Raw genomic sequence first — 17141 nt, 5'->3', positions numbered from 1 at the left:
GCGGCTGGCCGGGTCAGTCTATCCCCGGCCCGGCGATGTCCTGTGGACGGGACTGGATGCGACGCGGATCACCTCCGGGACTAGTCTCGGATCGTCGTCGTGCGCCGCCTGTGCAGCTCAGTGTGAGGAGAACCATTCGTGCCTACCACCACTCGTTCCGCCAAGTCCCAGCCCGCCCGGAAACGCAGCAGCTCACTGCGTCCGCCGGTCGCGCGCAAGGCCGGCTGGACCGACCTGGACGTCCGTGCCGTCGACACCGTCAGGGTGCTTGCCGCGGACGCCGTCCAGAAGGTCGGCAACGGCCACCCGGGCACGGCGATGAGCCTGGCCCCCGCGGCATACCTGCTCTACCAGAACGTGATGCGCCACGACCCGTCCGATCCGCACTGGCTCGGCCGCGACCGGTTCGTGCTGTCCTGTGGCCACTCGAGCCTCACTCAGTACATCCAGCTCTACCTGTCCGGCTACGGCCTCGAGCTCGACGACCTCAAGGCGCTGCGCACCTGGGGTTCGCTGACGCCCGGCCACCCGGAGGTGCACCACACCAAGGGGGTCGAGATCACCACTGGCCCGCTGGGTTCCGGCCTCGCCTCGGCCGTCGGCATGGCGATGGCACAGCGTCGCCAGCGCGGCCTGTTCGACCCGGACGCAAAGCCCGGGACCAGCCCGTTCGACCACCACATCTGGGTGATGGCGTCCGACGGCGACATCATGGAGGGCGTCAGCCACGAGGCGTCAGCGCTGGCCGGCCACCAGGAGCTCGGCAACCTCACCGTCATCTACGACCAGAACACCATCTCCATCGAGGACAAGACCGAGATCTCCTTCTCCGAGGACGTCGGCAAGCGCTACGAGGCCTACGGCTGGAACGTCGTCACGATCGACTGGCGTGGTGACGGCACCAGCGGTGGTTACGTCGAGAACGTCGACCAGCTGCTCGCCACCCTGGAGAAGAGCCGCACGTCCAGGAAGCCCACGTTCGTGGTGCTCCGCACCATCATCGCCTGGCCCGCACCGACCAAGCAGGACACCGGCAAGTCGCACGGCTCGGCCCTCGGCGACCCCGAGATCGCCGCCACCAAGGAGCTGCTCGGCTTCGACCCGGCCAAGACCTTCGAGGTCCCTCGCCCGCTGATCTCCCACACCCGCAAGGTCGGGGCGCGTGGCAAGGCCGCCCACAAGGCGTGGGACAAGGGGTATGCCGCGTGGCGCAAGGCCCAGCCCGAGCGGGCGGCCCTGCTCGACCGGCTTGTCGCGGGTGACCTGCCCGACGGGTTCGAGAAGGCCGTGCCGACCTTCGCGGCAGACCCCAAGGGCATCGCGACGCGAGCCGCCTCGGGCAAGGTCCTCGGCGCCCTGGCCGACGCGGTCCCCGAGCTCTGGGGTGGGTCGGCGGACCTCGCCGAGTCCAACAACACCACGATGGACGGGCAGCCCTCGTTCATCCCCAAGTCGAAGCAGACCCGCGAGTGGTCCGGCGGTCCCTACGGACGGACCTTGCACTTCGGCATCCGCGAGTTCGGGATGGGGCTGATCCTCAACGGCATCGCCCTCGAGGGCCTGACCCGCCCCTATGGCGGCACCTTCCTCGTCTTCTCCGACTACATGCGCCCCGCCGTGCGGCTCGCCGCGATCCAGCAGGCGCCAGTGACCTTCGTCTGGACCCACGACTCCATCGGGCTCGGCGAGGACGGTCCGACCCACCAGCCGATCGAGCACCTTGCGGCGCTGCGCGCCATCCCGTCCTTCGACGTGGTGCGGCCGGCGGACGCCAACGAGACGGCCGCCGCCTGGGTCGCCGTCCTCAAGAACAAGCGGCCGGCCGGTTTGGCGCTCAGTCGCCAGAACCTGCCGATCGTCGACCGCACGGTGGCCGGCAAGGTCAGTGGGGTGGCCAAGGGCGCCTACATCCTCTTCGAGTCGAGCAAGGCCACCCCCGACGTCATCCTCGTCGCGACCGGCTCCGAGGTGCAGCTGGCTGTCTCCGCTCGCGAGACGCTGGAGGAGTCGGGTGTCGCGACTCGCGTCGTCTCGATGCCCTGCCGTGAGTGGTTCGACGAGCAGACCCCGGCCTACCGCGAGAAGGTCCTGCCCGCAGCCGTCAAGGCCCGGGTCTCCGTCGAGGCGGGCGTGCCGCAGGGCTGGCGCGACATCGTCGGCGACGCCGGCGAGATCATCGGGATCGACCACTTCGGCGCCTCCGCAGATGCGGCGACCCTCTTTCGCGAGTTCGGTTTCACTCCTGCCGCTGTCGTGGCGGCGGCCAAGAAGTCCCTCAAGACCGTCAAGGGAAAGTGAACAGAAATGACTGACAACGCAGCACTCAAGGCCCTTGCCGACAACGGCGTCTCCGTCTGGCTCGACGACCTGTCCCGCGAGCGCCTCGAGACCGGCAACCTCCAGGAGCTCATCGACACCAAGGGCGTCGTGGGGGTCACCACGAACCCCTCGATCTTCCAGGCCGCGCTGGCCAAGGGAGACCGCTACGACGCCGACCTGCGCACGTACGCCGCCCAGGGCAAGACGGTCGACGAGACGGTGTTCGGCCTGACGACCGAGGACGTCCGCAACGCCTGCGACATCCTGCGTCCGCTGTACGACTCGACCAACGGCGTCGACGGCCGCGTGTCGATCGAGGTCGACCCGCGGCTGGCCCACGAGACCGCCAAGACGGTGGACCAGGCCAAGGAGCTCTACGCCGCCGTCGACCGCCCGAACGTCCTCATCAAGATACCGGCCACCGTCGAGGGGCTGCCGGCCATCTCCCAGACCCTGGCCGAGGGCATCAGCGTCAACGTGACCCTGATCTTCTCGCTCGACCGCTACCGCGGGGTGATGAACGCCTTCCTCACCGGGCTCGAGCAGGCTCGTGAGGGCGGCAAGGACCTGTCGCAGATCCACTCGGTCGCGTCCTTCTTCGTGTCGAGGGTGGACACCGAGGTGGACAAGCGGCTCGACGCCATCGGTACCGACGAGGCCAAGGCCCTCAAGGGCAAGGCCGCCGTGGCCAACGCCCGCCTGGCCTACCAGGCCTTCGAGGAGGTCTTCGCGACCCCGCGCTGGAAGAACCTCGCCGACGACGGCGCCAACGCCCAGCGCCCCCTGTGGGCCTCGACCGGCGTGAAGGACCCGGCCTACTCCGACACCCTCTACGTCACCGAGCTGGTGGCCCCCAACACCGTCAACACGATGCCCGAGAAGACCCTGGACGCGGTCATCGACCACGGCGAGGTCACCGGTGACACCGTCACCGGCACCTACCAGGACGCTGGTGGGGTGCTGGACGCCTTGGAGGGCCTCGGGATCTCCTACGCCGACGTGACCGCCCAGCTCGAGCGCGAGGGCGTCGACAAGTTCGAGGTCTCCTGGGGCGAGCTGCTGGACGAGGCACAGTCCGACCTCGACCTCGCTCGTGCCGACGTGGAGCAGTCTGGCAAGGGCGACCAGTGAGCTCACTCGGCGTGGTGGCATCAGGCGCCGCTGCCGATGCCATCGCCACCAAGGTGGCCGACCTCGTCGGGGTCCAGTTCGCGAGCAAGCTCTTCGCCCAGGACGCGACTCTCTGGGGGCCGGAAGCCGAGTCCGAGTCGGCGATCCGCCTGTCCTGGGTCAACCTGCCCCGGTCGTCCCGGCCTCTGCTCGGGGAGATCGCGGCGTTGCGCGAGCAGCTCCGCGGTGAGGGCGTGGACCGGGTGGTCCTGTGTGGCATGGGTGGTTCGTCCCTTGCCCCTGAGGTGATATGTGCGACGGCGGGCGTCGACCTCGTCGTCCTCGACTCCTCCCAGCCCGACATGGTGCGGGCCGCGATCACCGACCTGGAACGGACTGTCGTTGTCGTCTCCAGCAAGTCGGGATCGACCGTGGAGACGGACTCGCAGCGCCGCGTGTTCCAGGCGGCGTTCGCGGAGAAGGGCATCGACCCGACCACGAGGATCGTCATCGTGACGGACCCGGGCAGCCCGCTCGACGAGGAGTCGCGCGCCAGCGGCTACCGGGTCATCAACGCCGACCCCAACGTCGGCGGTCGCTACTCGGCGCTGACGGCCTTCGGCCTGGTTCCCTCCGGCCTCGCCGGAGCTGACATCGAGGCGTTGCTCGACGATGCCGAAGCCGTGGCCGACGTGCTCAGCGCCGACGACGACGCCAACCCCGGCCTGCGCCTGGCCGCCGCCATGGCGGGCACCGATCCCCTGCGCGACAAGTTCGTCATCGTCGACGACGGGTCGGGCATCGTGGGCTTCGCCGACTGGGCCGAGCAGCTCATCGCCGAGAGCACCGGCAAACAGGGCACCGGCATCCTGCCCGTCGTCGTCGGTGGCGACTCCGACCCCGAGGTGGCCTGGCCGGCGCGTGATGTCACCGTCGCCCGGCTGGTCGGTGACTCCGACGACGATCTCACCCTTGGAGCAGATCCCCAGGGCGAGGCCGACGCCAGCCGCTCCGAGGTCGCCGTCAGCGGCCCGCTCGGAGCCCAGCTCCTCCTGTGGGAGGTGGCGACCGCCGCCGCCGGACGGTTGCTCGGCATCAACCCGTTCGACCAGCCCGATGTGGAGAGCGCCAAGAAGGCGGCCCGTGCGCTGCTGGACCAGGGCATCGGCAGCGCCGAGGCTCGCGCCGCCACCGACCGAGCAGTGGAGATCCGCTCCCTCGGCGGCGAATGGCTCGGCGGCGCCAGGACCGTCCCCGAGGCCCTCACCGCACTGTTCGACCAGCTCGACCCCGAGCACGGCTACGTCGCGGTGATGGCCTACCTCGACCGGCTCACGGACGCGGCCCTCGCCGACGTGCGCCCCGGCCTGGCACGGCATACCGGACGTCCCACGACGTTCGGGTGGGGTCCCCGTTTCCTGCACTCGACCGGTCAGTTCCACAAGGGTGGGCCGGCGACGGGCGTCTACCTCCAGATCACGACCGCGCCGCACGAGGACCTGGCGATCCCCGGACGCGAGTTCAGCCTGGGTGACTTCATCGCCTCCCAGGCCGCCGGCGACGCCCAGGTCCTCGCCGAGCACGGTCGTCCGGTGCTGCAGCTGCACCTGACCGAGCACGACGCCGGCTTGGCGCAGGTCACCCAGGCCCTCACGGAACTGGCTCCCTCGCTGGCCCCATCGGAAGGCACCACATGAGCCCAACGCGGGTGACGCAGGACAGCAACCCCCTGCGCGATCCTCGTGACAAGCGACTCCCCCGCATCGCCGGCCCCTGCGGCCTGGTCCTCTTCGGCGTCACCGGGGACCTCGCGCGCAAGAAGCTCATGCCGGCGATCTACGACCTGGCGAATCGTGGGCTGCTTCCTCCGGGCTTCTCGCTCGTCGGTTTCGCCCGTCGCGACTGGGCGGACCAGGACTTCGGCAAGATCGTCTACGACGCGGTCAAGCAGCACGCCCGCACACCGTTCCGCGAGAGCGTGTGGCGCAACCTGGCCGAGGGATTCCGTTTTGTGCCAGGCACTTTCGACGACCCGACGTCCTTCGACCTGCTCGCCCAGACGGTCAAGAACCTCGAGCACGAGCGTGGCACCGGTGGCAACCTCGCGTTCTACCTGTCGATCCCGCCGTCGTCCTTCTCCGTCGTGTGCGAACAGCTCGAGCGGTCCGGGCTGAGCAAGCCCGAGGCGGACGCGTGGCGTCGCGTGGTCATCGAGAAGCCCTTCGGCCACGACCTCACGAGCGCACGCGAGCTCAACGACATCGTCGAGGGTGTCTTCCCGCCTGACGCGGTGTTCCGCATCGACCACTACCTCGGCAAGGAGACCGTCCAGAACCTGCTGGCCCTGCGCTTCGCCAACCAGATGTTCGAACCGGTCTGGAACGCCAACTACGTCGACCACGTGCAGATCACCATGGCCGAGGACATCGGCATCGGTGGACGGGCCGGCTACTACGACGGCATCGGCGCGGCCCGCGACGTGATCCAGAACCACCTGCTCCAGCTCCTCGCCCTGACCGCGATGGAGGAGCCGGTCTCGTTCGCGGCGGAGCACCTCCGCTCCGAGAAGGAGAAGGTGCTCTCGGCGGTGCGGCACCCCAAGGACCTCGGCAAGTCCACCGCCCGCGGCCAGTACGCAGGCGGGTGGCAGGGCGGCGAGCAGGTCATCGGCTACCTCGACGAGGACGGTGTCGCCAAGGAGTCGCGCACCGAGACGTATGCCGCCATGAAGGTCGAGATCGACTCCCGCCGTTGGGCCGGCGTCCCGTTCTACCTGCGCACCGGCAAGCGGCTCGGCAAACGGGTCACGGAGATCGCCGTCGTCTTCAAGAAGGCGCCGCACCTGCCGTTCAACGACACCGCGACCGAGGAGCTCGGCCAGAACGCCATCGTCATCCGCGTCCAGCCCGACGAGGGCATCACGATGCGCTTCGGCGCCAAGGTGCCGGGGGCCCAGATGGAGGTGCGCGACGTGACCATGGACTTCGGCTACGGCCGTGCCTTCACCGAGTCCAGTCCGGAGGCCTATGAGCGCCTCATCCTCGACGTCCTGCTCGGGGACCCGCCGCTGTTCCCTCGGCACGAGGAGGTCGAGCTCTCCTGGGAGATCCTCGACCCGGTCGAGGCCTACTGGGCCAAGCAGCGCAGCACGGTCGAGCCCTACGTCGCCGGTGGTTGGGGTCCGGCCACGGCCGACGAGATGATGCACCGTGACGGCCGTGTCTGGAGAATGCCATGAGCACCCCACACAGTTCTCCCCCGCTGCGCTCTTCCGACACTGATCGGGGACCCCGGTGATCGTCGACCTGCCCAGCACCAGCACCGTCGCGATCAGCAAGAAGCTGGTCGCCCTGCGCCAGGACACCGGGGCGATGGCCCTGGGTCGCGTCCTCACCCTGCTGATCGTCGTCGACGAGCAGGATGCCGAGGAGGCCATCCAGGCCGCCAACGACGCCAGCCGGCAGCACCCGTGCCGGATCATCGCGGTGGTCATCGGCAACAAGCGTGGCCAGTCGCGCATCGACGCCCAGATCCGCGTGGGCGGTGACGCGGGAGCCAGCGAGGTCGTGGTGCTCCGGCTCTACGGTGCCCTGACCGACCATGGGCGCAGCGTCGTCATCCCCCTGCTGCTGCCCGACTCTCCCGTCGTGGCCTGGTGGCCCACCGATGCCCCCACGCACCTGGCGCAGGACCCGATCGGTTCGATGGCCCAGCGGCGCATCACCGATGCCGCAGAGGCCAAGCACCCGCGATCCGCGCTCCAGGCACGGGCTGGCACCTACACCCGGGGCGACACCGACCTGGCCTGGACGCGCGTGACCCTCTGGCGGGGACTGCTCGCCGCCGCGATGGACCAGCCACCGTTCGAGCCGGTGACCGAGGCAACCGTGACCGGCGGCTCGGACTCCCCGTCGACGGACCTGCTGGCCGCCTGGCTCGCCCAGACGCTGCGCTGTCCGGTCCGCCGGGCTCGCTCACGTTCGGGCACCGGCATGGTCAGCGTCCGGCTCGAGCGCCGCAGCGGCGCCATCGACCTGGTCCGACCCGACGGCGCCATCGCCACGCTGAGCCAGCCCGGGCAACCCGTCCGACGCATCTCGCTGGCCCGCCGTGCCACCGCCGAATGCCTGGCCGACGAGCTGCGCCGGCTCGACCCGGACGAGATCTACGAGGAGGCGATCCGCAGCGGGCTCGCACGGATCGGCACCAAGACGGTGACCGCCAGCGAGGCCGTCCGCGAGGGCGAGGCGCCCTCGGTCAAGGAGGCCGAGCGAGAGTCACGCAGGATCGCCCGAGCCAGTGCCAAGACAGCCAGCTCGGAGATGGTCCAGGCAGCGACCCCGGCGTCCACGTCCGACACGGCTGTCGTCAAGAAGGCAGCGGCCCGCAAGCTCGCCAAGGGCACGACTTCCGGCGCCACCACCAAGGCGAAGGCGGCCAAGGCCGTCAAGCCGGCGAAGGCCGTCAAGTCCCCGACGGGCGTCAAGTCCTCGACGGGCGTCAAGGCGGCGAAGACCGTCAAGTCCTCGACGGGCGTCAAGTCAGGCAAGGCATGAGCGCCGCAGTGCTCGTGGTCGTCCATCCCGACAAGCAGGCGGTGGCCGACGCCGGCGCCGCGCGGCTCGTCACGGCCCTGCTCGACCTGCAGGCCGCCGGACGCGCACCCCACGTGTCGCTGACGGGTGGCTCGCTCGGCTCGGCGATCATCGCCTCGATCCTCCAGGTGCCGGCCCACACGGCGGTCGACTGGTCGAGGGTCTCGGTGTGGTGGGGAGACGAGCGCTACCTGCCCGCCGGGGACGCCGACCGCAACGACACCCAGAACGATGCCGCTGGGCTGGACCGCCTCGGGCTCGACCAGGCCAAGGTCCACCGCGTCGCCGGGCCTGACGCCAGCGACTCGGTCGAGGACAGCGCGGAGCGGTACTCGGCAGCGGTGCGTGGCAGTGGTGGGGGCGAGTTCGACATCATGATCCTCGGCGTCGGTCCCGACGGCCACGTCGCATCGCTCTTTCCCGGGCATCCCGCCCAGCTGACCACCGAGGCAATCGCCGTCGCCGTGCACGACTCGCCCAAGCCACCTCCGGACCGTGTGTCGCTCACCTTCGAGTGCCTCAGCCGGTCCGACCGCGTGTGGTTCCTGGTGGCCGGCGCGGACAAGGCCGAGGCGGTGCGCAACGGAGTCGAGGGGGCTGGGCCCGAGCTGTCCAGCGCGGCGCAGGTGCGCGGCCTACGCGAGACGATCTGGCTCGTCGACGCGGACTCTGCGACCGACCTCCCCACCTGAGTTCGACCACATGACGAAGGGCTGCTCCCGATGACCGGGAGCAGCCCTTCGTCTGTGTCTGTTGCTACTGGATGAGCTTGCGCTCCCGCAGCGTGGCGAGGGCCTCGTCGAGGATGGCCTTGCCGTCGGCGTCGGAGCGACGCTCCTTCACGTAGGCCAGGTGCGTCTTGTAGGGCTCGACCTTCGGCGGGGCCGGCGGGTTGGCCTCGTCCTGACCCGCGGGGAACCCGCAGCGCGGGCAGTCCCAGGTCTCGGGGACGGCCAGGCCCGGCTCCTCCGCGAAGCTCGGTCGGGTCTGGTGGCCGTTGGCGCACCAGTAGGACACGAAGACGCGGGGTGCGGCCTCGCCGCGTTCGGCCTCGCCCATCGGGCCGGCGCCGACTCGGCTGCCTCGGATTGCGTTGCCACCTGCCATGTGCGAAAGGTCCTTGTCTGGTCAGGAAGAGTCTGGTCTGGGGAGAGCTGGTCTGTGAGTGCGTCAGTGACGCGCGGTCAGTGCGTGGTCGGGTCGAGCTGCCGGTCGGGAGCTCAGGCGGAGAACCGGTCGATGAGGCCGATCCCCACGATGCAGGCGAACCAGATGACACCCACGGCCACGGTGAACCGGTCGAGGTTGCGCTCGGCCACCGAGGAGGACCCCAGTGAGGTGGACATGCCGCCACCGAACATGTCGGACAGACCGCCGCCCTTGCCCTTGTGGAGCAGGACCAGCAGCGTCAGGAACAGACCACCGATGACCAGCAGTACCTGCAGGCCAATACGTACGGCTTCCACGGAGCACCCATCTCGAGTCGACGTCAGTTGGTGCTGCCGAAAAGGCAGCAAGGTTCAGGATACCTGCTGGCCGCTCAGGCAGTGGCCAGGTGGTCGCGGTAGCGGCAGATCGAGGCGAACTCGGCCGGGTCGATCGACGCGCCACCCACGAGCGCGCCGTCGACGTCCTCCTGGGACATGATCGCCGCGACGTTGTTCGCCTTCACCGATCCGCCGTACAGCACGCGCACCCCATCGGCCAGGTCGCCGGAGTACAGCTCCGCCAGCTTGGTGCGGATCGCGGCGCAGACCTCCTGTGCATCCTGCGGCGTGGCGACCTCACCGGTGCCGATGGCCCACACCGGCTCGTAGGCGATGACGATGGTCTTGGCCTGCTCGGCCGTGACATCGGCCAGGCCCGCCTCGAGCTGCATGAGGACGTGCGCGAGGTGAGTCCCCTCCTGGCGCACCTCGAGGTGCTCGCCGACGCAGAAGATGGGGGTCAGGCCGTGCCGGTAGGCCGCCTTGACCTTGGCGTTGACGACGTCCTCGGACTCCTGGTGGTACTCACGCCGCTCGCTGTGGCCGGCCAGCACGTACGTGCAGCCGAGCTTGGCGAGGAAGGCACCGGAGATCTCGCCCGTGTAGGCCCCGGAGTCGTGCTTCGACAGGTCCTGGGCCCCGAAGACCAGCTGGAGCCGGTCGCCGTCGATCAGGGTCTGAACGGACCGCAGGTCGGTGAACGGTGGCAGCACCGCGACCTCGACCGCGGCGAAGTCGTGCCGGCCGTCGCGCAGGGTCCAGTCGAGCTTCTGCACGAGGTGGGTGGCCTGCAGGTGGTCGAGGTTCATCTTCCAGTTGCCGGCCATGAGGGGCGTGCGTCCGGAGGTCTTCGCTGCCATCAGGTTGTCGTCCTAGGGGTATGCCGGTGGGCCGGGCTGCGAGCCCGGCCCACCGAAGGGTCTTGGTCGGGCTGGGTCAGGCGGTGGTCTCGTCGAGCACGGTGAGCCCCGGGAGCTCCTTGCCCTCGAGGTACTCCAGGCTCGCGCCACCGCCGGTCGAGATGTGCCCGAACTGGTCGTCGTCGAAGCCGAGCTGGCGCACGGCAGCCGCGGAGTCGCCACCACCGATGACGGTGAGGGCCCCCTTCTCGGTCGCCTCGACCAGGGCCGCGGCCACCGCAGCCGTGCCTGCGGCATACGGCTCCATCTCGAACGCACCCATCGGGCCGTTCCAGAAGACCGTCTTGCAGTCCTTGAGCTTCTCGGCGAACAGCACCCCGGACTCGGGCCCGATGTCGAGCCCCATGCGGTCGGCGGGGATCGCGCCGGCGGGCACCACGTCGCGCTCGGCGTCGGCCGAGAACTCGGTGGCGGCGACGATGTCGACCGGGAGGACGATCTCGACGCCACGCTCCTTGGCCTGCTCGAGGTAGCCCTTGACCTGGTCGAGCTGGTCGGCCTCGAGCAGGCTCTTGCCCACCTCGTAGTCCTGGGCGGCGAGGAAGGTGAAGACCATGCCACCGCCGATGAGGAGGCGATCGGCCGTCTGGAGCAGGTTGTCGATGACGCCGAGCTTGTCGGAGACCTTCGCACCACCGAGCACCACGGCATACGGACGCTCCGGGTCCTCGGTGAGGCGCTTCAGGACGCCGACCTCGGTCTCGACGAGCCCGCCCACGGCCGACGGCAGCAGCCGCGCGACGTCGTAGACGCTGGCCTGCTTGCGGTGCACTACACCGAAGCCGTCGGAGACGAAGACGTCGGCCAGCCCGGCGAGCTGGCGCGCGAACTCGGCGCGCTCGTCGTCGGTCTTGGCCGTCTCTCCCGGGTTGAACCGGAGGTTCTCCAGCAGCACGACGTCGCCGTCCCGGGCCGCCTCGACCGCCGCCTTGGCGCTGTCGCCCACCGTGTCGCTGGCGAACGTGACGTCGCGGCCGAGGACCTCGCCGAGGCGAACAGCCACCGGAGCCAGCGAGTACTTGTCCTCGGGCGCGCCCTTGGGCCGACCGAGGTGGGCGCACACGATGACGCGGGCACCCGCCTCGGACAGCGACGCGATGGTGGGCGCCGACGCGCGGATGCGCCCGTCGTCGGTGATCGTCGTCCCGTCCAGGGGCACGTTGAGGTCTGACCGGACGAGGACGCGCTTGCCGCGCAGGTCGCCCAGCTCGGAGATCGAGTGCATCAGCTGTGGCTCGACCCGGGTCAGAGCGTCTGGCCGACGAGGACCACGAGGTCGGCGAGGCGGTTGGAGTAGCCCCACTCGTTGTCGTACCAGCCGATGACCTTCACCTGGTTGCCGATGACCTTGGTCAGGCCTGCGTCGAAGATGCACGAGGCCGGGTCGGTCTCGATGTCCTTGGAGACGATGGCGTCCTCGGTGTAGACGAGGATGCCCTTGAGCGGACCCTCGGCGGCGGCCTTGACTGCGGCGTTCACCTCTTCGGCGGTCGTCTCGCGGCCCGCCTCGAAGGTGAGGTCGGTCGCCGAACCGGTGGCGATCGGGACGCGCAGCGCGAACCCGTCGAGCTTGCCCTTGAGCTCGGGCAGCACGAGGCCGATGGCCTTGGCCGCGCCGGTCGAGGTGGGCACGATGTTGAGCGCTGCGGCCCGGGCGCGACGCAGGTCCTTGTGCGGGGCGTCCTGGAGGTTCTGGTCCTGGGTGTAGGCGTGGATGGTCGTCATCAGGCCCTTGACGATGCCGAACTCGTCGTTGAGGACCTTGGCCATCGGGCCGAGGCAGTTCGTCGTGCAGGACGCGTTGGAGATGATGGTGTGCTTGGCCGCGTCGTACTGGTCGTCGTTGACGCCCATGACGATGGTGATGTCCTCGTTGGACGCCGGCGCGGAGATGATGACCTTCTTGGCGCCGCCGTCGATGTGCGCCTTGGCCTTGGTCGCGTCGGTGAAGAAGCCGGTCGACTCCACGACGATGTCGGCGCCGACAGAGGCCCAGTCGATCTTGGCCGGGTCGCGCTCCTCGAAGACCTTGAACGTCTTACCACCGGCGGTGATCGAGGTGTCGTCGTAGGTCACCTCACCGGGGAAGCGGCCGAGGATCGAGTCGTACTTGAGCAGGTGCGCCAGCGTCTTGTTGTCCATCAGGTCGTTGGTGGCCACGACCTCGATGTCGGCTCCCGACGCCTCGATGGCGCGGAAGAAGTTGCGGCCGATGCGGCCGAAGCCGTTGATACCTACGCGAACAGTCACGATGCCAAGTCCTTCTCAGATGGGGACGGTATGCCGCGTGGCGCGGCGCGGAAATGCTCGGGCCCGAGCCTAGCGAGCGGGGCCGCCGGGAGTCACGGCGGTCCGGCGTACGGGCCGGTAACGTCGCCCCCTCGCCCAGGGCTCAGGAGCAGGTCAGTAGTCGCCGCCGAAGAGGTCTCGGGTGTAGACCTTGTCGGCCACCGGCGTGAGCTCGCCGACCATCCGGTTGGCGACGATGACGTCGGCCACCTCGGTGAACTCGGCGAGGTCGCGGATCACCCGTGAGCCGAAGAAGTGGTCATCGGCCAGCGCGGGCTCGTAGACCACGACCTCCACACCCTTGGCCTTGATCCGCTTCATGATCCCCTGGACGCTGCTCGACCGGAAGTTGTCGGAGCCGGACTTCATGATCAGGCGGTGGATGCCGACGATGCGGGGGTGGCGACGCAGGATGTCGGTCGCCACGAAGTCCTTGCGGGTGGTGTTGGCCGTGACGATCGCCTCGATGAGCGACTGGGGCACGTTCTGGTAGTTGGCCAGCAGCTGCTTGGTGTCCTTGGGCAGGCAGTACCCGCCGTAGCCGAAAGAGGGGTTGTTGTAGCCAGGGCCGATCCTCGGGTCGAGCCCGACCCCCTCGATGATCTGGCGGGGGTCGAGTCCGTGGGTCACTGCGAAGGTGTCGAGCTCGTTGAAGAAGGCGACGCGCATGGCCAGATAGGTGTTGGCGAACAGCTTCACGGCCTCGGCCTCGGTGCTGTCGGTGAGCAGCACGGGGACATCCGGCTCCTCGGACCCCTCCCGCAGCAGGTCGGCGAACGCCTGCCCCCGGTCGCTGCGCTCGCCCACGACGATCCGGGAAGGGTGCAGGCTGTCCCACAGCGCCTTGCCCTCGCGGAGGAACTCTGGACTGAACAGCAGGTTGTCGGTGCCGAGTCGCTGCGAGAGGTCCTCGGTGAAGCCGACCGGGACCGTGGACTTCACGACCATCACGGCGGTCGGGTTGGCAGCCACCACGTCGGCCGCGACCTTCTCCACGGTCGAGGTGTCGAAGTAGTTGGTCACGGGGTCGTAGTCGGTCGGTGTCGCGATGATGACGAACTCGGCGCCGGCGTAGGCCGTGGCCGGGTCGGTCGTGAAGGTCAGCGTCAGCTCGTGGTGGGCGAGGAACGTCTCGATCTCGGGGTCCGCGATGGGGCTGCGGCCCGAGCTCAGCAGGTCGACGCGGGCCGCGTCGATGTCGAGGGCCACGACGTCGTGTCGCTGGCCGAGCAGGACCGCCATGGAGAGTCCGACGTACCCGGTTCCGACGACGGCGATCCTCGTCATGCGTTGTCCCCGCTCCGAGTCAGGCGCTGGCGTGCGTCGGTCATGGGTCGATCAGGCGTCGAGCATGTCGGGCGTGAGGTTGGCCTCGGTACCCGGGATGCCGAGGTCCTGGGCCCGCTTGTCGGCCATCGCCAGCAGGCGCCGGATCCGCCCTGCCACGGCGTCCTTGGTCATCGGTGGCTGGGCAAGCTGGCCGAGCTCCTCGAGCGAGGCCTGCTTGTGCTCCAACCGCAGCGCCCCGGCCTCCTTGAGGTGGTCGGGGATCTCGTCGCCGAGGATCTCCATGGCGCGGTGCACCCTGGCGCCGGCCGCAACGGCGGCGCGCGCCGAGCGGCGCAGGTTGGCGTCGTCGAAGTTGGCCAGCCGGTTGGCCGTGGCCCGGACCTCGCGGCGCATCCGCCGCTCCTCCCACGCCATGACCGCGTCGTGCGCGCCCAGTCGCGTGAGCATTGCCCCGATGGCATCGCCGTCGCGGATGACGACCCGGTCGACGCCGCGCACCTCGCGTGCCTTGGCCTGGATGCCGAGGCGACGAGCCGCTCCGACGAGGGCGAGGGCCGCCTCAGGCCCCGGGCACGTGACCTCGAGAGCAGAGGATCGGCCGGGCTCGGTCAGCGAGCCGTGGGCGATGAAGGCACCGCGCCAGGCTGCTTCGGCGTCGCAGGCCGAGGCGCTGACCACCTTGGGTGGCAGCCCCCGCACCGGACGCCCCCGGGCGTCGATCAGCCCGGTCTGCCGGGCCAGGGCCTCGCCGTCCTGGACCACCCGGACGACGTAGCGGCTGCCCTTGCGCAGACCGCCGGCTGCGAGGACCAGCACCTCCGAGGGGTGGCCGTACAGGTCGCTGATGTTCTTGCGGAGCCGTCGGGCGGCGTTCGCCGTGTCGAGCTCGGCCTCGACGACGATCCGTCCCCCCACGATGTGCAGGCCGCCAGCGAACCGCAGCGTCGCGGCCACCTCCGACTTGCGGCAGCAGGGCTTCGTGACGTCGAGTCTGCTGAGCTCGTCCTTGACCCGCGCCGTCATTGCCATTGGTTCATCCTGCCATCTCGCCGTCGTGCACTGGTGGGCTCTGCTCCCATGCTGTGCTGTCTCCCCTGGTTCGTCGGCGCCCAGAGGCGCTGACGTGGTCTCGCGTCAGACTCAACCATGTCCGCCCTCAGCCGAACAGGTCACGGTATGCCGCCGCCAGCCTGAGCGAGTCATGGTGCCCCGGTGCGCCGCGTTGCGCCACTGGTGCAAGCACCAGCTCTGCACCGAGTCGCGCGGCGGCCGTGCGCAATCCTGCCTCATCGTCGACAGCACTGGGGTCGGCCAGGACGGCGTCCAGCCGCATTCGCGGCGCGTGGTCCACGAGCGCCTCCAGCTGGCGGGCGGCCGTGAAGCCGGCCGTCTCGCCGGAGTGCTCCAGGTTGAGGGTCAGCAACCGCCGGGCGGTCGTGTCATGGAGCGCGTCGCGCAGACCCGGCACCATGAGGTGCGGCATCACCGAGGTGAACCACGACCCCGGCCCGAGGATCACCCAGTCGGCCTCACGCACGGCCGCCACGGTCTCGGGTGCCGAAGGGGGATCAGCCGGCTCGAGGGCGATGCTGAGCACGGTCCCCTTGGTCGTGGCGACCGCCACCTGGCCGCGCAAGGTCGAGAGAGCCCGGGCGTCGGCCGGGTCCAGGCCACGTACCCGGGCGGTGATCTCGAGTGGCACGGCGGCCATGGGCAGCACCCGGCCCCGGGCGTTGAGGAGTCGACCAACGAGGTCGAGCCCGATGACCGGGTCGTGGTGCAGGTCCCACAGGGCGGTGATCAGCAGGTTGCCGAGGGCGTGGCCGCCCAGCTGCCCGTTGCCGCGGAACCGGTGCTGCAGGACGTCTCGCCAGGTGTGGCCCCACTCGGTGTCGTCGCAGAGCGCGGTCAGGGCCATCCGCAGGTCACCCGGCGGCAGCACGTCGAACTCGTCGCGAAGCCGTCCGGAAGACCCACCGTTGTCGGCGACGGTGACCACCGCCGTGATGTCGTCACAGACCAGCTTGAGTGCCTCGAGCGAAGCGGCGAGGCCGTGTCCACCGCCGAGCGCGACCACCGCGGGGCCGGTCATGACAACTGCTCGCTTCCGCGCTTGCTCCGCGCCTCGCTCGTGCCTCGCTCGTGTGCTCGCTGCGCTGTCAGACTCACTATTCCTGCCCCAGGTCGCGGTGCACGACGAACGTCGCGATGTCGTCGCTGCTGAGCCGGGTCCGCAGCGCTTCGGCCACGGCGACGGAGCGGTGCTTGCCGCCGGTGCAGCCCACCGCGACGGTGACGTACCGGCGACCCTCGCGGATGTAGCCCTCGGTCACCGGGTCCATGAGTGCGACGACCCGGTCGACGAACTCGGGAGCCCCCTCCTGGGCCATGACGAACTCGGCCACCGGCGCGTCCTGCCCGGTGAAGTTGCGCAGCTCGGGGATCCAGAACGGGTTCGGCAGGAACCGCATGTCGAAGACGAAGTCGGCGTCGAGCGGCACGCCGTACTTGAAGCCGAACGACATCACCGCGATGCGGACCTTGTGGCCGATGTCGCCGGAGAAGACCGGGTGGACCTTCTTGGCGAGCTGGTGGACGTTCAGGCCGGACGTGTCGATGACGACGTCGGCGCGGGCCCGCAGGTCGGCCAGCATGGCGCGCTCGCGGGTGATGCCGTCCAGCAGCCGGCCCTGGCCCTGGAGAGGGTGTGGTCGGCGCACGGACTCGAAGCGGCGCACGATCGCCTCGTCCGTGGCGTCCAGGAAGACCAGGTTGGGTCGCCACCCGCGGTCGCGCAGCTCGTCGAGCGCGGTCTGGAGGTGGTCGAAGAACCCGCGGGCCCGGACATCCACCACGGCCGCAAGGCGCGGCAGACCTGCCCGACGCGGTGCCTCGTTGGCGAGGTCGGCCAACGAGACGAGCAGGTGTGGCGGCAGGTTGTCGACGACGTACCAGCCGGAGTCCTCGAGCACGTTGGCGGTCGTCGACCGCCCGGCTCCACTCATGCCGGTCACGATGACGAGCTCAGCCTGGTCGCGCTTGTCGCCCGAGTCGGCGGCGTCCGGGGCTCCTGCGTCCGGCACCGCTGCCCCAGATGCTGCGCGGTCCTCGTCGGTCATCCCTGCCCCGTC

15 protein-coding genes are annotated in these 17141 nt (G+C 69.7%); 6 read left to right on the top strand and 9 right to left on the bottom strand.

The window, feature by feature from the left end; translation table 11 throughout:
- The first annotated feature begins 138 nt into the window (after nt 1-138).
- From tkt to pgl, 6 genes are read left to right on the top strand one after another with little or no spacing between them, the layout of a single operon-like run.
- Nucleotides 139-2298: a transketolase gene (gene tkt, locus AC1DWP_RS02300; RefSeq protein ID WP_477612826.1), complete on the top strand. Its 2160-nt coding sequence runs from the start codon at nt 139-141 to the stop codon at nt 2296-2298.
- 6 nt (nt 2299-2304) lie between these two features.
- Nucleotides 2305-3450, top strand: a complete 1146-nt coding sequence (gene tal / locus AC1DWP_RS02295; protein WP_477612825.1) for a transaldolase — start codon at nt 2305-2307, stop codon at nt 3448-3450.
- Complete coding sequence (locus AC1DWP_RS02290; RefSeq protein ID WP_477612824.1) at nt 3447-5126, top strand: glucose-6-phosphate isomerase; 1680 nt, start codon at nt 3447-3449, stop codon at nt 5124-5126. The genes tal and AC1DWP_RS02290 overlap by 4 nt, the downstream gene beginning before the upstream one ends.
- On the top strand, nt 5123-6667 hold the full coding sequence (gene zwf, locus AC1DWP_RS02285) for a glucose-6-phosphate dehydrogenase (RefSeq protein ID WP_477612823.1): 1545 nt from the start codon (nt 5123-5125) through the stop codon (nt 6665-6667). Before AC1DWP_RS02290 ends, zwf begins: the two co-directional genes overlap by 4 nt.
- A 55-nt stretch (nt 6668-6722) precedes the next feature.
- Complete coding sequence (opcA, locus tag AC1DWP_RS02280) at nt 6723-7985, top strand: glucose-6-phosphate dehydrogenase assembly protein OpcA (protein ID WP_477612822.1); 1263 nt, start codon at nt 6723-6725, stop codon at nt 7983-7985.
- Nucleotides 7982-8716: a 6-phosphogluconolactonase gene (gene pgl, locus AC1DWP_RS02275; protein ID WP_477612821.1), complete on the top strand. Its 735-nt coding sequence runs from the start codon at nt 7982-7984 to the stop codon at nt 8714-8716. The genes opcA and pgl overlap by 4 nt, the downstream gene beginning before the upstream one ends.
- A 64-nt stretch (nt 8717-8780) precedes the next feature.
- Here pgl and AC1DWP_RS02270 read toward each other — a convergent pair whose 3' ends face one another.
- The 9 genes from AC1DWP_RS02270 to rapZ all read right to left on the bottom strand — a co-directional run bounded on the left by AC1DWP_RS02270 (nt 8781) and on the right by rapZ (nt 17129).
- Nucleotides 8781-9131: an RNA polymerase-binding protein RbpA gene (locus AC1DWP_RS02270; protein ID WP_091782702.1), complete on the bottom strand. Its 351-nt coding sequence runs from the start codon at nt 9129-9131 to the stop codon at nt 8781-8783.
- A 113-nt stretch (nt 9132-9244) separates the two neighbouring features.
- Nucleotides 9245-9490 (bottom strand): preprotein translocase subunit SecG, encoded by a 246-nt coding sequence (secG, locus tag AC1DWP_RS02265; RefSeq protein ID WP_477612820.1) that lies wholly within the window; start codon nt 9488-9490, stop codon nt 9245-9247.
- 74 nt (nt 9491-9564) lie between these two features.
- Nucleotides 9565-10371, bottom strand: coding sequence for a triose-phosphate isomerase (tpiA, locus tag AC1DWP_RS02260; RefSeq protein ID WP_477612819.1), 807 nt, complete (start codon nt 10369-10371; stop codon nt 9565-9567).
- 76 nt (nt 10372-10447) lie between these two features.
- The gene (locus tag AC1DWP_RS02255) at nt 10448-11656 is read right to left on the bottom strand and encodes a phosphoglycerate kinase (RefSeq protein ID WP_477612818.1); all 1209 of its coding nucleotides are present in this window, start codon (nt 11654-11656) and stop codon (nt 10448-10450) included.
- A 20-nt stretch (nt 11657-11676) separates the two neighbouring features.
- Complete coding sequence (gene gap / locus AC1DWP_RS02250; protein ID WP_477612817.1) at nt 11677-12681, bottom strand: type I glyceraldehyde-3-phosphate dehydrogenase; 1005 nt, start codon at nt 12679-12681, stop codon at nt 11677-11679.
- A 153-nt stretch (nt 12682-12834) separates the two neighbouring features.
- Nucleotides 12835-14007, bottom strand: coding sequence for a nucleotide sugar dehydrogenase (locus AC1DWP_RS02245; RefSeq protein WP_477612816.1), 1173 nt, complete (start codon nt 14005-14007; stop codon nt 12835-12837).
- A gap of 51 nt (nt 14008-14058) precedes the next feature.
- On the bottom strand, nt 14059-15039 hold the full coding sequence (gene whiA / locus AC1DWP_RS02240) for a DNA-binding protein WhiA (RefSeq protein ID WP_179422770.1): 981 nt from the start codon (nt 15037-15039) through the stop codon (nt 14059-14061).
- Nucleotides 15040-15166: 127 nt separating this feature from the next.
- A complete protein-coding gene (locus tag AC1DWP_RS02235) occupies nt 15167-16102 on the bottom strand; it encodes a gluconeogenesis factor YvcK family protein (protein ID WP_477612815.1) in 936 nt (311 codons plus the stop codon).
- 76 nt (nt 16103-16178) lie between these two features.
- Nucleotides 16179-17129, bottom strand: coding sequence for an RNase adapter RapZ (gene rapZ / locus AC1DWP_RS02230; protein WP_477612814.1), 951 nt, complete (start codon nt 17127-17129; stop codon nt 16179-16181).
- Between the last annotated feature and the right edge of the window lie 12 nt (nt 17130-17141).

The sequence above is a fragment of the Pedococcus sp. P2_F6 genome, from assembly GCF_056403675.1.
The sequence above is the reverse complement of the archived record's forward strand: the minus strand, read 5'-3'. Positions and strand labels throughout refer to the sequence as shown.